Source organism: Streptomyces sp. NPDC088350, assembly GCF_044753545.1.
Lineage (GTDB): Bacteria > Actinomycetota > Actinomycetes > Streptomycetales > Streptomycetaceae > Streptomyces.
This window is the reverse complement of record NZ_JBIVNL010000026.1, coordinates 1-18143: the sequence shown is the minus strand read 5'-3', so window position 1 is coordinate 18143 and position 18143 is coordinate 1. Positions and strand designations below refer to the sequence as shown.

Here is an 18143-nt window from a genome sequence, read left to right as displayed (position 1 = left end):
TAGTAAGGGGAGACGCTCCGCGAACCTACCAACCCACTGAACACAGATTTCAAGAGAGCCACAGATCTGGCCACGGCTCTTACGCCTGTCTATTGGCTGCGATGCGCGGTGAACAGCCTGGCTGGCTCACGACCGCCTGCGGTCGATCTTCTGACACGCAGCACCCGACGTGAGCCTGAGCCAGTGACGAGCCGACCTCTCAGAGTTCCGAGTCCACCAACCCCACCTGAACCAACGGCTTCCCCCGCTTCCGCGACACGAACACACCCCGCCCCGCAGGCATCGGCCGCGGGCGCATCCCGCCCAGCAGGTCGCCCTCGGCCGGATCTCCCGCCAACACCACACCCTGGGCGCCGAGTTCCTTCATACGCTGCATGAACGACTCGTACCCCGCACGCCCCGCCCCCGCCGTCGACCGGGCGATGATGAACCGCACACCCACATCCCGGGCGAACGGAAGCAGCTCCGTGAGACCCGACAGCGGGTTGCCGCTCGACGTGGACACCAGGTCGTAGTCATCGATGATCACGAACACCTGCGGGCCACGCCACCAACTCCGGTCACGGAGTTGCTGCGGCGTGACGTCCGACGTCGGTGTCCGGCGCTGCATCAGGTCGGCCAGCGCGTCCATGTGGTACTGCATCTGGTTCGACATCGGGATGTACTCGGCCAGGTGCGAGGGCGGGGTAACACCCAGCAGGGAACGCCGGTTGTCGACCACGAACATCTTGCAGGCGTTGCCGTCGTAGCGCTCGCTGAGGCGCTTGATGAGGAGCTTGAGCAGGTTCGACTTGCCGGACTCGCTCTCGCCGAAGACGAGGAAGAACGGGTCCTGGTCGAAGTCGACGAACACCGGCTCCAGGTTGTCCTCGTCGAGGGCGAAGGAGATACCGCGGTTCGGGAAACGGTCGCCCGGAGGAAGCTGCGCCGCCGCGAACTCCCGTGGGAGCAGGCGTACTTCGGGTGCTCCCGGCTCCTGCCAGTGGCGGGCGACCTCGGCCGTGAGAGCCGTCGTCGCGTCCGCGAGGTCCGTGTCGGAGGACAGGCCGTCGACGCGCGGGACCGCCGCCATGAAGTGCTGCTTCTGCGGGGTCTGACCCCGACCGGGCACACCCGTGGGCACGTTGGCCGCGACCTTGCGGTCGAACTCCGAGTCCATCGGGTCGCCGAGCCGCAGCTCAAGACGGTTCATCAGGTGGTCCTTCATGTTCGCGCGGACCTCCATGGAGCGCGAAGCGGTGAGGATCACGTGGATGCCGTAACCGAGGCCGCGTGCCGCGATGTCCAGCACGATGGGTTCCAACGCCTCATAGTCCGTACGGAAGTTGCCCCAGCCGTCGATGACGAGGAAGACGTCGCCCCAGGGCTGGTCGGCCACCGAGATGTCGCCTCGTGCGCGGCGGGTGCGGAACTCCGCGATCGAGGAGATGCCCGCCGTACGGAAGTACTCCTCGCGGCGGGTCATCACGCCGTAGACCTCGGCCGCCGTACGACGGACCTTCTCGGGGTCGAGGCGGGAGGCCACCCCGCCGACGTGTGGCAGGCCGGCCACGGCGGACAGGCCGCCACCGCCGAAGTCCAGTGCGTAGAACTGCACTTCGTGCGGGGTGTGGGTGAGCGCGAACGACGCGATGAGCGAGCGCAGCAGTGTCGACTTGCCGGACTGCGGACCGCCGAGGATCTGCATATGGCCGGCCGCGCCGCCGAAGTCGGTCCACAGCGGGTCGCGCCGCTGCTCGTACGGCTTGTCGACGAGGCCGACCGGGACGACGAGCCGGCCCGCGCCCTCGTAGCCGGGCTGCGTCATCCCGCGCCCCGGTACCGCCGCGAGCCCGGGCAGCAGCGAGTCGAGCGACGGCGGGCTGTCCAGCGGGGGCAGCCACACCTGGTGGGCGGCCGGCCCCTGCGCCTCCAGGCGCCGCACGATCACGTCGAGCACGGTGTCGGCGAGCGCGTCGTCCTTCTCCTCGGCCGCGTCGCCCTGACGCTGGCGCGGCACGGGCGCGTACCGCACCGGCACCTGCGCCGCCGTGAACAGCACGGGCCTGCGATCGACCGGGAGCGGTCCGCCGAGCGCGGCGGCCTGCTGCGAACTCGTGCGGTACACCCCGGAGACGTACGCCGCCTTGAAGCGCACCATCTCGTCGGTGCCGTACTTCAGGAAGCCGGAACCCGGCACGTTCGGCAGTTCGTACGCGTCCGGGACCCCGAGCGCGGCCCGCGACTCGGCCGCCGAGAACGTGCGCAGACCGATCCGGTACGACAGATAGGTCTCCAGGCCGCGCAGCCGGCCCTCCTCCAGGCGCTGCGAGGCCAGCAGCAGATGCACGCCCAGCGAACGGCCGATGCGGCCGATCTGCACGAACATCTCGATGAAGTCCGGCTTGGCGGTGAGGAGTTCGCTGAACTCGTCGATCACCAACACCAAAGAGGGAACCGGTTGCAGGGGCGCGCCCGCCGCGCGTGCCTTCTCGTAGTCGTGGATGTTGGCGTAGTTGCCCGCGTCGCGGAGCATCTCCTGGCGGCGGTTCAACTCGCCGCGGATCGAGTCACCCATACGGTCGACGAGGGTCAGGTCGTCGGCCAGGTTGGTGATCACGGCCGCCACGTGCGGCATCTGCGCCATACCGGCGAAGGTCGCACCGCCCTTGAAGTCCGCGAGGACGAAGTTCAGCGTCTCGGAGGAGTGGGTCACCGCGAGGCCGAGGACCAGCGTGCGCAGCAGCTCCGACTTGCCGGAACCGGTGGCGCCGACACACAGCCCGTGCGGGCCCATGCCCTCCTGCGCCGCCTCCTTGAGGTCGAGCATCACGGGCCGGCCGTCCTCACCGAGCCCGATCGGCACCCGCAGCCGCTCCGCCGTCGAGCGCGGTCGCCAGGTGCGCTTCGGGTCGACGGAGGCCGCGTCCCCCAGGTTCAGCAGATCCGTGAACTCCAGGTTGGCGAGCAGCGGTTCGTCGTCGTCACCGCCCGACACCATGCGCAGCGGCGCCAGTTGACGGGCCAGCGCCTCGGCGGCCTCGTACGACAGCGCGTCCGGCGTGCCCTCGTAGACCATGCCGTGGCCCGACTCCAGGCGGAGTTCCTTCGGGCGTACGACGATCGAGAGGTCGCCGCGTCCGCTGTTGAGGTCGCCGGGCACGACCTCGACGATCGTCACCCCCTGGAGGCCCTCGGGGCTCGCGAGGAACGAGGTCGGCGGCAAGGACACGCCGTCCAACACGACCACCAGGTGCGGCTGTTCGGGCACCGGCGCTCCCGCGGGGTGGAAACGCGGCCGGCCCTGGAGGCGGTCGGCCAGCATCTCCTCCAGCTCCATCGGGTCGGTCGCGATCAGCCGCATGCTGCCGGCGCCGTCCGCCAGGCCCTGTGCCTGCGCGTGCGGCAGCCACTTGGTCCACTCCCACTCGGGCACCGACTCGCGCCCGGTGGCCACGGCGAGGACCAGGTCCTCGGGGGAGTGCAGCGAGGCGAGCGAGGCGGCGACCGCGCGGGCGGTGCCGCGCACGGTGGCCGGTTCGCCACTGATCGTCACGTGGTAGAAGGCGCGCAGCGAGACCGCCATCGGCAGGTCCTCAAGGGTGCCGTGCGTGGCGAGGAAGCGCTGCATGGCGCCCGCGGTCAGCGGCTCCAGCTGGTCGACCGGCGCGGTCTCCGGCGGGACCAGGGGAGTGGCCAGACCCTGGGGGCCGAGGCCCACCCGCACCTGCCCGAAGTCCTCGTCGTTCGTGCGGCGTTCCCACACCCGGCTGCCCTCGGCGACCAGCGCCCACAGTTGCTCCGGCGAAGGGTGCAGGTAGTACTGGGCGTCGCGCTGGGACCGCGCGGTCTCCAGGGCCGTACGCCGGGTCTGTGACAGATAGCGGAGATAGTCGCGGCGCATGTCCGCCATCTGCCCCTGGTTGCCGCGGCGGTAGCGGACCAGCATCGAGACGCCCATGGCGAGCGTCGACGCGATCATCACCATGCCCATGATCTTCATGAAGGGCTGGGCGCTGGGGTTGAAGAAGAACACCACCGACCCGCCCATGCCGAGCATGGGCAGGAGCTGCATCAGCGCGCCCTCCTGCTGGCCGCGCGGAAGCTCCGGCGGAGCCTGCAGCAGGACCTCGTCCGTGGGCACTTCCTTCGGCAGCGACCTCGGCGGACGCTTGACGACGATCTGGCTCACTACGCACCAATTCCCTTGCCGGACCGAGTTGTTTCGTCCGCCGCCCCGTGTCGGGCGGACGCCGATCCGCACTGCGCGATCCTACTGACAACCACTGACAACGGCGGGCGGTAGGGTGCCCGTGAGACGTGTGAGCAGTTGCGAATCGTTCCGGGAGAACCGGGCGAAACCGCAGTGTTCGCAGCAGGCGAATCCCGTCGAATCCCGGGCGCGACGGCGCCGTTGGCCGACGGGACGGGTGGCACGGCACGACCTACACAGCATCTTTACGGCGGATGCGCGCGGCAGCTTCGCGGACCGTCCGTCACTGACGAGGGGGAACAGCAGGTGAGCATCACGGCCTCCGCGCCGGCCGGCGCGACCGGTGGAACGGGCAGCGGAACCCCTTCCGCGGCGGGCATGGGCTTCGGCTTCTGCCGCGTCACCATCGTGGCGCCCGACAGCCGGATCGACGTGGCCCTGCCCGACGACGTGCCGGTCGCCGACCTGTACCCGGAGATCCTGCGGCTGTCCCAGCAGAGCCTCGCCGAGGGCGCCCCCGTGGGCTACCACCTCGTGCGCCGCGACGGCACCGTCCTCGACGGCGCCCGCTCCTTCGCCGCGCAGCGCATCCTCGACGGCGAACTGCTCACCCTGCGCCCCTTCGCCGACTCCCTGCCGCCCGCCGTCTACGACGACGTCTCCGAAGCGGTCGCCGCCGCCGTCACCCGTGACCGCGCCCTGTGGAACGGCGAGTTGACGCGCGCCGCCGGTCTCGTCGCGGCCGGCGTCCTGCCCGCGCTGCTCGCGTTCGTGGCCTGGAGCTCCCAGATCCACCACGACATGCACAGCCTCCAGGGCGTCGTCGCCGCCCTCGCCGGCATCCTCCTCGTCACCATCGCCTGCGTCCGCGCGCGCGTGTACGACGACCGGGGCTCGGCGGTAGCCCTCGGACTGGGCGCACTGCCGAACATCGCCGTGGCGGGCTCCGGACTCCTGCCCTTCTCCGAAGGAGAAGGCATCGGGCGACTCCAGTTCCTGCTCGCCTGCGCGGCCGTCCTCGTCGCCGCCGTCGTCCTCACCCTGGTGTCGCCCGGCGGCGACGGCCCCTTCGTGGCGTTCGTCTTCGCCTCGGCGATCGGCCTGTTGACGACGTTCGTCGAGATGCTCGCCCACCTGAAGCCCATCGAGACGGCCGCTGTCTGCGCCCCGCTCTCGGTGTGCGCGCTCGCTTTCCTGCCGGGCCTGTCCATGCGCTTCGCCCGCCTGCCCATCGGCTTCGAACCGCCCCGCCCCAACCGCGGCTACGGCGACGGGGAACCCGTGGCCCAGGAGCCCGTCGACGCCGAGCGCGTCGCCGCCCGCGCCCGGCGCGGCCACGAACTCCTCGTCGGCCTGGTCGGCGGCTGCGCCCTCGTCTCCGTGGGCGCGTCGATCGTCCTCGGCTTCTCCAGCAACGTGTGGGCACAGCTCCTCGCCCTCGCCACCGGCGTCGCCATGCTGATGCGCGCCCATCTGTTCCGCTACACCGCCCAGGTCGGCGCCACCCTCGCCGCGGGCCTGGCAGCCCTCGTCTTCCTGGGCCTCGGCCTCGCGCTGAACCCGCCGCACACCTACATGACCGACGCGTTCCACGGCGACCCGAACTCCCTCGACATCCGCAGCGTCTGGCTCTCCGCGGCCGTCGCCGCGTCCACCGCCCTGGTCGCCGCGATCGGCCTGATCACCCCGAAGCGCGGAGTCACCCCCTTCTGGGGCCGTTTCCTGGAGATCGCCGAGAGCTTCGTTCTTCTCACCCTGATCCCGCTGTCCCTGGCCGTCTTCGACGTGTACGCGCAGGCACGGGCGATGACCAGCTGAGAGCCGCAGGCATGCGAAAGGGGCGGCACACACGCGTGCCGCCCCTTTTCCGCGCCTACGCCTACGGCTGCTCCTCCGGAGCCGGCTCCAGATCGAACTCGCCGTCCCGGGCGCCCAGCACGAAGGCCGTCCACTCCGCCTCCGTGTACCGCAACACGGTGTCCGGGTCGAGCGACGAGCGCATGGCCACCGCCCCGTCGGGCAGGTCGGCGATCTCGACGCGTTCCTCGTGCTCCTCCGTGCCCGGCGCGCTGCGCCACTCCACACCCGAGATGTCGAGGGCGTACAGCTCGTCCCGCTCCCGCTCCTTGCGTGCCTTGATCTCCTGCTCCGTCTCCGCCATGGCGAAGCGACCCCTTCCCGACGAACCGACGTGATCCACGATCCACATGTGGATGTAGATCACCCTAGTGGCCGTATCCGTGCCGGTCGGGACCCTTCGTGGACCTTCGCGGACCTGGACAGACGCGTCCCCCCAGGCTGGTACGCTGTGTAGCGGCCGTTTGTGTACGCACCCCCGGAGCTCACGCTCTGGAGGCAGCGCCCAGCGGATCCCGCCTCCCGAGTTACGGAAGCTCCCCTGAGAAGTGGACCAGGGGCACTCGGTGGCACATCTCAGACTACGAGGAGTACGCGTGTCGCTCGACGCCGCTACGAAGAAGCAGCTCATCAGTGAGTTCGGTCAGAAGGAGGGCGACACCGGCTCCCCCGAGGTCCAGGTCGCCATGCTCTCGCGCCGTATCTCGGACCTGACCGAGCACCTCAAGACCCACAAGCACGACCACCACTCCCGTCGTGGTCTGCTGATCCTGGTCGGTCAGCGCCGCCGGCTGCTCCAGTACCTGGCCAAGAAGGACATCCAGCGCTTCCGTGCGCTGGTGGACCGCCTGGGCATCCGCCGCGGTGCGGCGGGCGCCAAGTAAGACGCCGTGAGGGGAGCGGGTCCCGAAACGATCGGGAGCCGCTCCCTTTGCCGTATGTGCGGAAACGTGCGGAGTGTCACTGCCGCTTTGTAGTGTGGTAGCACAACGCAATACGCACGACACAGCACGACAACGCACGACAGCTCGACAACGTACGAACAACGTACGAAACGAACGAGGAGAAGCGCGCCTCGCAGCCGCCGGTCCTCGGTAGTGGCCCCCGGGCAGGAAGCCCCGGGTGCTTCGATCGAAGACCGGCCCGCACCAGACAGCGCTTCTCCGCCACCGTCCCCCCGCCACACGGGCGGGGAGGGACGAAAGACGACAAGTAACGGAGAAAACGCTAGTGGAGAACGAGACCCACTACGCCGAGGCCGTCATTGACAACGGTACTTTCGGCACCCGCACCATCCGCTTCGAGACGGGCCGCCTGGCCAAGCAGGCCGCCGGCTCCGCCGTGGCGTACCTGGACGACGACACCATGGTGCTGTCGGCCACCACCGCCTCCAAGAACCCCAAGGACCAGCTCGACTTCTTCCCCCTCACGGTGGACGTCGAGGAGCGGATGTACGCCGCCGGCAAGATCCCCGGCAGCTTCTTCCGCCGTGAGGGCCGTCCCTCCGAGGACGCCATCCTCACCTGCCGCCTGATCGACCGCCCGCTGCGCCCGTCCTTCAAGAAGGGCCTGCGCAACGAGATCCAGGTCGTCGCCACGATCATGGCCCTCAACCCCGACCACCTGTACGACGTCGTGGCGATCAACGCCGCCTCCGCGTCCACGCAGCTGGCCGGTCTGCCCTTCTCCGGCCCGGTCGGCGGCGTCCGCGTCGCGCTGATCAACGGCCAGTGGGTCGCGTTTCCGACGCACACCGAGCTCGAGGACGCCGTCTTCGACATGGTCGTCGCCGGTCGCGTCCTGGAGGACGGCGACGTCGCGATCATGATGGTCGAGGCCGAGGCCACCGAGAAGACCATCCAGCTGGTCGCGGGCGGCGCCGAGGCGCCGACCGAGGAGGTCGTCGCCTCCGGTCTGGACGCCGCGAAGCCCTTCATCAAGGTGCTCTGCAAGGCCCAGTCCGACCTCGCCGCGAAGGCCGCCAAGCCGACCGGCGAGTTCCCGATCTTCCTCGACTACCAGGACGACGTCCTGGAGGCCCTCACCGCCGCCGTCCGCCCGGAGCTCGCCGCCGCGCTGACCATCGCCGGCAAGCAGGACCGCGAGGCCGAGCTGGACCGCGTCAAGGGTCTCGCCGCCGAGAAGCTCCTCCCGGAGTTCGAGGGCCGCGAGAAGGAGATCTCCGCCGCGTACCGCTCGCTGACCAAGTCCCTGGTCCGTGAGCGCGTCATCAAGGAGAAGAAGCGCATCGACGGCCGTGGGGTGACGGACATCCGTACCCTCGCCGCCGAGGTCGAGGCCATCCCGCGCGTGCACGGTTCCGCGCTGTTCGAGCGTGGCGAGACCCAGATCCTGGGCGTCACCACCCTCAACATGCTCCGTATGGAGCAGCAGCTGGACACCCTCTCCCCGGTGACCCGCAAGCGCTACATGCACAACTACAACTTCCCGCCGTACTCCGTCGGCGAGACCGGCCGCGTCGGCTCCCCCAAGCGCCGCGAGATCGGCCACGGAGCGCTCGCCGAGCGCGCCCTGGTCCCGGTCCTCCCGACGCGCGAGGAGTTCCCCTACGCGATCCGTCAGGTCTCCGAGGCCCTCGGGTCGAACGGCTCGACGTCCATGGGCTCGGTCTGCGCCTCCACGATGTCGCTGCTGAACGCCGGTGTGCCCCTCAAGGCCCCCGTCGCCGGTATCGCCATGGGCCTGATCTCCCAGGAGATCAACGGCGAGACGCACTACGTCGCCCTCACCGACATCCTCGGTGCGGAGGACGCCTTCGGCGACATGGACTTCAAGGTCGCCGGCACCAAGGAGTTCGTCACCGCCCTCCAGCTCGACACCAAGCTGGACGGCATCCCCGCCTCCGTCCTGGCCGCCGCCCTCAAGCAGGCCCGTGACGCCCGCCTCCACATCCTCGACGTGATGATGGAAGCGATCGACACGCCGGACGAGATGTCCCCGAACGCCCCGCGGATCATCACCGTCAAGATCCCCGTGGACAAGATCGGCGAGGTCATCGGCCCGAAGGGCAAGATGATCAACCAGATCCAGGAGGACACCGGCGCCGAGATCACGATCGAGGACGACGGCACCATCTACATCGGTGCCCAGGTCGGCTCGCAGGCCGAGGCCGCCCGCGCCACGATCAACGGCATCGCCAACCCGACCATGCCGGAGGTCGGCGAGCGCTACCTGGGTACGGTCGTCAAGACCACCACCTTCGGCGCGTTCGTGTCGCTGCTGCCGGGCAAGGACGGTCTGCTGCACATCTCGCAGATCCGCAAGCTCGCCGGCGGCAAGCGCGTGGAGAACGTCGAGGACGTGGTCGGCGTGGGCCAGAAGGTCCAGGTCGAGATCGCCGAGATCGACTCCCGCGGCAAGCTCTCCCTCATCCCCGTCATCGAGGGTGAAGAGAGCGGCGACGACAAGAAGGACGACGACGACAAGTGACGTCGACCAGCTCCACGACGACGGCCCGCACCTCCTCGGAGGCGCGGGCCGTCGCCCGTACCCAAACCCTCATCCAGGGCACCAACGGCATCGGCACGGTCCGTAAGACCACCCTCCCGGGCGGCCTGCGCATCGTCACGGAGACGCTGCCCTCGGTCCGCTCCGCGACCTTCGGCATCTGGGCACACGTGGGCTCCCGCGACGAGACACCGTCCCTGAACGGCGCCACGCACTACCTGGAGCACCTCCTCTTCAAGGGCACGCACAAGCGCAGCGCACTGGACATCTCCTCCGCGATCGACGCGGTCGGCGGCGAGATGAACGCGTTCACGGCGAAGGAGTACACGTGCTACTACGCGCGCGTGCTCGACACCGACCTGCCGCTCGCCATCGACGTCGTCTGCGACATGCTGACCGGCTCGCTCATCCGCGAGGAGGACGTCAACGTAGAGCGCGGCGCCATCCTCGAAGAGATCGCCATGACGGAGGACGACCCGGGCGACTGCGTGCACGACCTGTTCGCGCGCACGATGTTCGGCGACAACCCCCTCGGCCGCCCGGTCCTCGGCACGGTCGACACCGTCAACGCCCTCACCGCGGACCGCATCCGCCGCTTCTACAAGAAGCACTACGACCCGACCCACCTCGTGGTCGCGGCGGCGGGCAACATCGACCACGACAAGGTCGTACGACAGGTCCGTGCCGCCTTCGAGAAGGCCGGTGCCTTCAAGAACGCCCAGGCCGCGCCCATCGCCCCGCGTGACGGCCGCCGCGCCCTGCGCACCACGGGCCGCGTCGAACTGGTCGGCCGCAAGACCGAGCAGGCGCACGTCGTCCTGGGCATGCCCGGCCTGGCCCGCACGGATGAGCGCCGCTGGGCCCTGGGGGTCCTCAACACGGCCCTCGGCGGTGGCATGTCGTCCCGCCTCTTCCAGGAGGTCAGGGAGAAGCGCGGCCTGGCCTACAGCGTGTACTCGTACACCTCCGGCTTCGCCGACTGCGGACTCTTCGGCGTCTACGCCGGCTGCCGGCCCTCGCAGGTCCACGACGTGCTGAAGATCTGCCGCGACGAACTCGACCAGGTCGCCGCGAACGGCCTGTCCGACGACGAGATCGGCCGCGCCGTCGGCCAGCTCCAGGGCTCCACCGTCCTGGGCCTGGAGGACACGGGCGCGCTCATGAACCGCATCGGCAAGAGCGAGCTGTGCTGGGGCGAGCAGATGTCCGTCGACGACCTGCTCGCCAGGATCGCGTCGGTCACCCCGGACGAGGTCCGCGAGGTCGCCCGCGAGATCCTGGGGCAGCGGCCCTCTCTGGCGGTCATCGGCCCGCTCAAGGACAAGCAGGCGGCCCGACTGCACGACGCCGTCGCCTAACACCCGTCGTAAGGAAGCAAGAACGATGAGCAAGCTGCGCGTGGCGGTCCTCGGTGCCAAGGGCCGGATCGGCGCCGAGGCGGTACGAGCCGTCGAGGCCGCCGAGGACATGGAACTGGTGGCCGCCCTGGGCCGGGGCGACACCCTGGAGGCGCTCACGGCTTCCGGCGCCCAGGTGGCGGTCGAACTGACCACCCCCGCCTCGGTGATGGACAACCTCGACTTCTGCGTACGACACGGCATCCACGCGGTCGTCGGCACCACCGGCTGGACCGACGAGCGCCTCGCGCAGCTGAACGGCTGGCTGGAGGCCTCCCCGGAGACGGGCGTGCTCATCGCGCCCAACTTCTCCATCGGGGCCGTCCTGACCATGAAGTTCGCGCAGATCGCCGCGCCCTACTTCGAGTCGGTCGAGGTCATCGAACTGCACCACCCGAAGAAGGTCGACGCCCCGAGCGGTACGGCCACGCGCACGGCCCAGCTCATCGCCGAGGCGCGCGCGAAGGCGGGCACGGCCGCGGCACCGGACGCGACGGAGACGGCCCTGGACGGCGCGCGGGGTGCGGACGTCGACGGGATCCCCGTCCACTCCGTCCGCCTGCGCGGTCTCCTGGCCCACCAGGAGGTCCTCCTGGGCGGCGAGGGCGAGACCCTGACCGTCCGGCACGACTCCCTGCACCACAGCAGCTTCATGCCGGGCATCCTCCTCGGCGCCCGCCGCGTGGTGACCACCCCGGGCCTCACCTTCGGCCTGGAACACTTCCTGGACCTGGGCTGAGGCTCACGACATGCGCGCCAAACTCACCTACGCCGTCACGGCCGCCGTCCTGGTCTTCTACTTCGTCCTGGTCGGCAGCCGCGGCGTCATGCTCATACAGTCGGGCACGGTCATCACGGTCACCTTCGGGATCGCGGTCCTGATCCTGCCGGTGATCGGCGTGTGGTTCCTCTGGAAGAACACCCAGTTCGTCCGCAGCGCCAACCGCCTCGCCGCCGAACTCGACGCCGAAGGCGGCCTGCCCGTCGACGAGTTGAGGCGCACCCCGGGCGGCCGTATCGACCGCGACTCCGCCGACGAGGTCTTCGCCAGGCGCAAGGCCGAGACGGAGGACGCCCCCGACGACTGGCGCAGCTGGTTCCGCCTCGCGGTCGCCTACCACGACGCCCGCGACACCCCCCGCGCCCGCAAGGCGATGCAACGCGCGATCGCCCTGCACGACGGCAGGCCCGTCCAGGCCTGAACACCCGTACGCCGAAGGGGCCGCCCCGCACTGACTGCGGACCGGCCCCTTCGGCGTACGGCTGCTGTCGGGCAGGTCAGCTCCGCCGGTACTCGTCGGACCACACCTCGATGGAGTCCGCGGCCCGGTCGAAGGCGGAGGCGCGCGCCACGAAGTCGATGTCGTGCGTGGTCAGCAACGAGGGCACGTCCTGGGGCGTACGACCCTTCCGTACGAGGACCAGCGCCTGCCCCTGCACCGTGCGCGGCAGCCCGAGCCAGCGCACCGGCTGCTGCACCGTCCGCACCGCGACGACCTCGTCCCACGGCACCGTACGAGTGAAGAGGAACCCCACCCGGCGCAGCCCGCGCGCGCTCACCCACACGCCCATGCGCAGCAGCCGCAGGGCACAGAGGATGACGACCGCGGCGATACCGAGGATCACCCCGGCCTCGGAGGGTGAGGCGGTCAACGCGATGATGACCGCGGCGAACAGCACGTACGACGCGAGCAGCAGCACGAGCGCCGCCACCGCCACCCGCCACGGTCCGGGCCGGTAGGGGCGCCGCCAGTGGTCGCGGTCGTCGAACGGCAGCGCGAGCTCGTCCGCGGCCTCGAATGCGCGGTCGGCCGTAAGGAAGGGCAGGGGCACGGCTGGTGTCCTCACTGAATCCATGCGTGGGCTGTGCCCGGTGAGGTTATCCGGCCGTGTTCCCGCTCACCACCATTGGGGGTCCGGACGAGTCAAGACCCAGTGCGTGTCCGATCAGCGGTTGTCGGCGGCCTGCGACTGCTGGTTCTGTGTCGAGAGGTTGTTCTGGGACAGTGCCGGCATCCCTAGGACCAGGGAGCCCACGATTCCGGCGACGATGGTGAGGCCCAGCAGCCAGCGCCCGGCTATCTGAGCGGCGGACGCGTGCTCACGGGGCGGCGGGGTGACATTGCTGCGGAACCGGTCGGACTCGGCGATGAAGGCGAACGGGACGGGTTCGCGCCGACGGAACATCGGTGGTGCATCTCCCTTCGGGGATCGAATCGGGATCGAACGGGTGGCTCTCACCAAGACAGACGAGCGAACGCCCCCCTTGGTGCCCTGTTTCACCGAATTCGCAGAAGTTCGCCAATGAATGTCGCGGCACGGCACCGAACGCCCCGTTGTCAGTGCCGGGCCGTAGAGTGGGCGCCGCCCGAGAGACGTGATGGAAGGACCCTCCGCGCCGTGACCGACACCCCCGCCGACGACCTCAAGCCCAGTTTCCGCAGCGATGTCACCGTCGAGCTGGTCAAGCACACCGCGTCCGACGCCGACGTGCTCTTCGCCGCCCGCGTCTCGACGATCGGCGAGCAGTCCCTGGACGAGATGGGCAAGGATCCCGAGCGCTCCAAGGGCCTGATCAACTACCTGATGCGCGACCGGCACGGCAGCCCTTTCGAGCACAACTCGATGACCTTCTTCATCAGCGCCCCGATCCTCGTCTTCCGCGAGTTCATGCGGCACCGGGTGGGCTGGTGTGTCTCCGGCGACACCGAGATCACGCTGGAAAGCGAAGCGGGGAATCTCCGGCGCCGTTCGATCGAGGACCTGTACAAGCTGTGGCACCTGGGAGTCGAGGACCGCTTGCCGCACTCGGCGGGCGGTGTCACCTGGCACTCCCGTGCGCAGAAGTGGACGGCACAGGTCCGGCGCGGGGAGACCAACCACTACCTGGGGCTCTACGACAACCGGGAGGCGGCCGACGCGGCCGTCGCGGAATTCCGCGAGCAGCACCCGTCGACCCGACTGCGCACACTCGAATCGATCCGGCGCAACCACGTCCGTTGCTACGACGAGGAGACTCTGACGGCCCAGCGGGCCCAGATCCTCGACGTCATCCAGTCGGGCGTCAAGCCGCTGATCAAGATCACCACCGCTGGTGGCAAGGTGCTCCGCTCCACGGTCGATCATGCGGTGCTCACCCCGGACGGCTGGCGGAAAGCCGGTGAACTGACGGTGGGGGATGCCGTGATGACCGCGGGGACGGCACCGCGCCCCTCGGAAAGGCTGGTTCCGCCGAGCCTCAGGCGTGGCGTGGGTGTCTGGACCTCGATGCAGCGCAACCGCCTCATCGGGGAGACCGACACGTGCTACGTCTGCGGCGAGACATTCGCGCGTGAGCAGCTTGCGCTCGATCACGTCGTTCCTGTGGCCGAGGATCTGACCCGAGCACTCGACGAGCGGAACCTTGCGCCTGCCTGCGAGCCCTGCCATGCGGCCAAGAGCGCGGAGGAACAGAAGCTCGCACGCCGCGGCGGCGAGATCGCGGTGGCCCTGCCCGATCCGGTGATCTCCATCGAGGACGACGGCGAGGAGATGACGTACGACCTCACGGTGGAAGGCCCCTGGCACAACTTCCTGGCCAACGGCGTCGTCGTCCACAATTCGTACAACGAGGAATCAGGCCGCTACAGGGAACTTCAACCGGTCTTCTACGTCCCCGGAGAGGACCGCAAGCTGGTCCAGCAGGGACGCCCGGGCAAGTACGAGTTCGTATCGGGTACCGAGACGCAGCAGGCGATCGTGGAGCGCTCGATGCAGGACTCCTACGTCCAGGCGTACGAGCACTACCAGGAGATGCTCGCCGCCGGCGTGGCCCGCGAGGTCGCCCGTGCGGTCCTCCCCGTAGGCCTCTTCTCCTCGATGTACGCCACGTGCAACGCGCGCTCGCTGATGCACTTCCTCGGTCTGCGCACCCAGCACGAGCTGGCGAAGGTGCCGTCCTTCCCGCAGCGGGAGATCGAGATGGTCGGCGAGAAGATGGAGGAGCACTGGGCGAAGCTCATGCCGCTCACCTACGCGGCGTTCAACGCCAACGGTCGTGTCGCCCCGTAGCGCACCTCTGTTTGCCGTTCGGGCACACATGTACGGATGGGCTGCGCGAAGTGTCCGTATTGCGGCATTTAGAGAAGTTCATCTAGCCTGATCAAACGGACCCGGCACTGCTTGAACCCCCGAGCAGGCAGTGCCGGGCTCCACATTTGTCATGACTTGTCGCCTGCCCCGAGGGCAGACCCCGCCTTGAGCAGCGAGTAGCGTGTTACCCATGGCTCCGACCTCCACTCCGCAGACCCCCTTCGGGCGGGTCCTCACCGCCATGGTCACGCCCTTCACGGCGGACGGCGCACTCGACCTCGACGGCGCGCAGCGGCTCGCTACCCACCTGGTGGACGCAGGCAACGACGGCCTGATCATCAACGGCACCACCGGTGAGTCCCCGACCACCAGCGACGCGGAGAAAACGGATCTCGTACGAGCCGTCCTGGAAGCGGTCGGCGACCGCGCCCACGTCGTAGCCGGCGTCGGCACCAACGACACCCACCACAGCGTCGAACTCGCCCGCACGGCCGAACGCACCGGCGCACACGGCCTGCTCGTCGTCACGCCGTACTACAACAAGCCCCCGCAGGAGGGCCTGTACCGTCACTTCAAGACGATCGCCGACGCCACCGAACTGCCGGTCATGCTCTACGACATCCCCGGCCGCAGCGGCGTCCCGATCGGCACCGAGACCCTGGTCAGACTCGCCGAGCACCCCAGGATCGTCGCCAACAAGGACGCCAAGGGCGACCTCGGCCGCGCCAGCTGGTCCATCGCCCGGACCGGCCTGGCCTGGTACTCGGGCGACGACATGCTGAACCTGCCGCTGCTCTCCGTGGGCGCGGTCGGCTTCGTCTCGGTCGTCGGCCATGTGGTCACACCCGAACTGCGCACCCTGGTGGAGGCGTACATCGCCGGTGACGTCCAGAAGGCCACCGAGATCCACCAGAAGCTGCTTCCCGTCTACACCGGCATGTTCCGCACCCAGGGCGTCATGACCACCAAGGCCGCGCTCACCCTCCAGGGACTGCCCGCCGGACCGCTGCGCCCCCCCATGGTCGAATGCTCGCCCGAGGAGATCGCCCAGCTCAAGATCGATCTTGCCGCCGGCGGGGTACAGCTCTGACAACGGACTTCACAACTGAATACGCGGGGCTTCGGCGCCCGCACCCCACACAGACAACAGCAATTGCACGAACGTCATGCGCGCCACGTGCCCACAGGTACGTGGCGCGCATGGGTAGGAGAGTCTTTTGAGTCATCCGCATCCTGAACTCGCTCCGCCGCCCAAGCTCCCCGAGGGCGGCCTGAGGGTCACCCCACTCGGCGGCCTCGGGGAAATCGGCCGGAACATGACGGTCTTCGAATACGGCGGCCGTCTCCTCATCGTCGACTGCGGTGTGCTCTTCCCCGAGGAGGAGCAACCCGGAATCGACCTGATCCTGCCGGACTTCACGTCCATCAGGGACCGCCTCGACGACATCGACGGCATCGTCCTCACGCACGGCCACGAGGACCACATCGGCGGAGTCCCGTTCCTCCTTCGCGAGAAGGCGGACATCCCGCTGATCGGCTCCAAGCTGACCCTCGCCCTCATCGAGGCCAAGCTCCAGGAGCACCGCATCCGGCCGTACACGCTCGAGGTCGCCGAGGGGCACCGCGAGCGCATCGGCCCGTTCGACTGCGAGTTCGTCGCGGTCAACCACTCGATCCCGGACGCCCTCGCGGTCGCCATCCGCACGCCCGCGGGCATGGTCGTCCACACCGGCGACTTCAAGATGGACCAGCTGCCGCTGGACGGTCGTCTGACAGATCTACACGCGTTCGCACGGCTGAGCGAGGAGGGCATCGACCTGCTCCTCGCCGACTCCACGAACGCCGAGGTCCCGGGATTCGTCCCGCCCGAGCGTGACATCTCGAACGTCCTGCGGCAGGTCTTCGCGGGCGCCCGCAAGCGCATCATCGTGGCGAGCTTCGCCAGCCACGTGCACCGCATCCAGCAGATCCTGGACACGGCACACGAATACGGTCGCCGGGTCGCCTTCGTCGGCCGCTCGATGGTCCGGAACATGGGCATCGCGCGGGACCTCGGGTATCTCAAGGTCCCGCCGGGACTGGTGGTCGACGTCAAGACGCTCGACGACCTCCCGGACAGCGAGGTAGTCCTGGTCTGCACGGGCTCGCAGGGCGAACCGATGGCCGCCCTGTCCCGCATGGCCAACCGCGACCACCAGATCCGCATCGTCGCCGGCGACACGGTGATCCTGGCGTCGTCGCTCATCCCGGGCAACGAGAACGCCGTCTACCGAGTGATCAACGGCCTCACCCGCTGGGGCGCCAACGTCATCCACAAGGGCAACGCCAAGGTCCACGTCTCCGGACACGCCTCGGCCGGCGAGCTGCTGTACTTCTACAACATCTGCAAGCCGAAGAACCTGATGCCGGTCCACGGCGAATGGCGCCACCTACGGGCCAACGCCGAACTGGGCGCCCTGACCGGCGTCCCGCACGACCGGATCGTCATCGCCGAGGACGGCGTGGTCGTCGACCTCATCGAGGGCAAGGCCAAGATCGCGGGCAAGGTCCAGGCGGGTTACGTCTACGTCGACGGCCTCTCGGTCGGCGATGTCGGCGAACCCGCGCTGAAGGACCGCAGGATCCTGGGCGACGAGGGCATCATCTCGGTCTTCGTCGTCGTGGACTCGTCCACCGGCAAGATCACGGGCGGCCCGCACATCCAGGCCCGCGGCTCCGGCATCGAGGACTCCGCCTTCGTGGACGTGGTCCCGAGGATCACCGAAGTCCTGGAGCGCTCGGCCCAGGACGGCGTGGTGGAACCCCACCAGCTGCAGCAACTGGTCCGCCGCACGCTGGGCAAGTGGGTCTCGGACAACTATCGACGCAGGCCGATGATCCTCCCGGTCGTCGTGGAGGTCTGACCGTCGTACGACCCCTCGTACGCGTGAACCTGGAGCGGGCCGCCTCGATTTGCATCGGGGCGGCCCGCTCCAGTACGTTTACGGCTCCGCCTGAGGGGGAACCCGGACACTTCGCGTGTACGGGGGCCACTCCCGAGGGGCCGGAAAATCCGACTCAGAACTTCTGATAAAGTCGGAACCGCCGGAAAGGGAAACGCGGAAGCGGAAACCTGGAAAGCACCGAGGAAATCGGAACCGGAAACGGTCTGATAGAGT

The 18143-nt window shown here is 69.0% G+C and carries 13 protein-coding genes; 9 read left to right on the top strand and 4 right to left on the bottom strand.

The features are described from left to right. Nucleotides 1-199: 199 nt before the first annotated feature. On the bottom strand, nucleotides 200-4171 hold the full coding sequence (gene eccCa / locus ACIQBL_RS47690; protein WP_401955232.1) for a type VII secretion protein EccCa: 3972 nt from the start codon (nucleotides 4169-4171) through the stop codon (nucleotides 200-202). Nucleotides 4172-4504: 333 nt separating this feature from the next. On the opposite strand from eccCa, the gene eccD reads away from it, so the two are divergent. Then, entirely contained in the window at nucleotides 4505-6010 is a 1506-nt protein-coding gene (eccD, locus tag ACIQBL_RS47685) for a type VII secretion integral membrane protein EccD (protein ID WP_401955282.1), read from the top strand. 61 nt (nucleotides 6011-6071) lie between these two features. On the opposite strand, the gene ACIQBL_RS47680 is transcribed toward eccD, so the two are convergent. After that, nucleotides 6072-6353 (bottom strand): DUF397 domain-containing protein, encoded by a 282-nt coding sequence (locus ACIQBL_RS47680; protein ID WP_401955230.1) that lies wholly within the window; start codon nucleotides 6351-6353, stop codon nucleotides 6072-6074. Nucleotides 6354-6645: 292 nt separating this feature from the next. Between ACIQBL_RS47680 and rpsO the strand changes: the two genes are divergently transcribed. The 5 genes from rpsO (at nucleotide 6646) to ACIQBL_RS47655 (ending at nucleotide 12116) form a co-directional block, all read left to right on the top strand. Continuing rightward, entirely contained in the window at nucleotides 6646-6933 is a 288-nt protein-coding gene (rpsO, locus tag ACIQBL_RS47675) for a 30S ribosomal protein S15 (protein WP_019064787.1), read from the top strand. A 346-nt stretch (nucleotides 6934-7279) separates the two neighbouring features. Next, the gene (locus ACIQBL_RS47670; protein ID WP_401955227.1) at nucleotides 7280-9499 is read left to right on the top strand and encodes a polyribonucleotide nucleotidyltransferase; all 2220 of its coding nucleotides are present in this window, start codon (nucleotides 7280-7282) and stop codon (nucleotides 9497-9499) included. Then, nucleotides 9496-10875 (top strand): M16 family metallopeptidase, encoded by a 1380-nt coding sequence (locus tag ACIQBL_RS47665; RefSeq protein WP_401955225.1) that lies wholly within the window; start codon nucleotides 9496-9498, stop codon nucleotides 10873-10875. Before ACIQBL_RS47670 ends, ACIQBL_RS47665 begins: the two co-directional genes overlap by 4 nt. Nucleotides 10876-10900: 25 nt before the next feature. Then, nucleotides 10901-11653 carry a 4-hydroxy-tetrahydrodipicolinate reductase gene (dapB, locus tag ACIQBL_RS47660; protein WP_401955223.1) on the top strand — a complete coding sequence of 251 codons (753 nt, stop codon included), beginning with the start codon at nucleotides 10901-10903 and terminating at the stop codon, nucleotides 11651-11653. Between the two features lie 10 nt (nucleotides 11654-11663). Then, the gene (locus ACIQBL_RS47655; RefSeq protein WP_401955221.1) at nucleotides 11664-12116 is read left to right on the top strand and encodes a hypothetical protein; all 453 of its coding nucleotides are present in this window, start codon (nucleotides 11664-11666) and stop codon (nucleotides 12114-12116) included. A 76-nt stretch (nucleotides 12117-12192) separates the two neighbouring features. Here ACIQBL_RS47655 and ACIQBL_RS47650 read toward each other — a convergent pair whose 3' ends face one another. Both ACIQBL_RS47650 and ACIQBL_RS47645 read right to left on the bottom strand, forming a co-directional pair. Then, the gene (locus ACIQBL_RS47650) at nucleotides 12193-12747 is read right to left on the bottom strand and encodes a PH domain-containing protein (protein ID WP_401955219.1); all 555 of its coding nucleotides are present in this window, start codon (nucleotides 12745-12747) and stop codon (nucleotides 12193-12195) included. A 114-nt stretch (nucleotides 12748-12861) separates the two neighbouring features. Beyond that, nucleotides 12862-13101, bottom strand: a complete 240-nt coding sequence (locus ACIQBL_RS47645; protein WP_401955217.1) for a hypothetical protein — start codon at nucleotides 13099-13101, stop codon at nucleotides 12862-12864. A 213-nt stretch (nucleotides 13102-13314) separates the two neighbouring features. On the opposite strand from ACIQBL_RS47645, the gene thyX reads away from it, so the two are divergent. The 3 genes from thyX (at nucleotide 13315) to ACIQBL_RS47630 (ending at nucleotide 17888) form a co-directional block, all read left to right on the top strand. After that, a complete protein-coding gene (gene thyX / locus ACIQBL_RS47640) occupies nucleotides 13315-14964 on the top strand; it encodes an FAD-dependent thymidylate synthase (RefSeq protein WP_401955215.1) in 1650 nt (549 codons plus the stop codon). Between the two features lie 211 nt (nucleotides 14965-15175). Next, entirely contained in the window at nucleotides 15176-16075 is a 900-nt protein-coding gene (gene dapA, locus ACIQBL_RS47635) for a 4-hydroxy-tetrahydrodipicolinate synthase (protein WP_401955213.1), read from the top strand. Between the two features lie 127 nt (nucleotides 16076-16202). After that, nucleotides 16203-17888, top strand: coding sequence for a ribonuclease J (locus tag ACIQBL_RS47630; protein WP_401955211.1), 1686 nt, complete (start codon nucleotides 16203-16205; stop codon nucleotides 17886-17888). Nucleotides 17889-18143: the final 255 nt, after the last annotated feature.

Excerpts from the sequence above, each read along its gene's own strand:
- ACIQBL_RS47680 (WP_401955230.1), bottom strand. The coding sequence starts at position 6,353 with ATGGCGGAGACGGAGCAGGAGATCAAGGCACGCAAGGAGCGGGAGCGG.
- ACIQBL_RS47655 (WP_401955221.1), top strand. The coding sequence starts at position 11,664 with ATGCGCGCCAAACTCACCTACGCCGTCACGGCCGCCGTCCTGGTCTTC.
- dapA (WP_401955213.1), top strand. The coding sequence starts at position 15,176 with ATGGCTCCGACCTCCACTCCGCAGACCCCCTTCGGGCGGGTCCTCACC.
- dapB (WP_401955223.1), top strand. The coding sequence starts at position 10,901 with ATGAGCAAGCTGCGCGTGGCGGTCCTCGGTGCCAAGGGCCGGATCGGC.
- ACIQBL_RS47645 (WP_401955217.1), bottom strand. The coding sequence starts at position 13,101 with ATGTTCCGTCGGCGCGAACCCGTCCCGTTCGCCTTCATCGCCGAGTCC.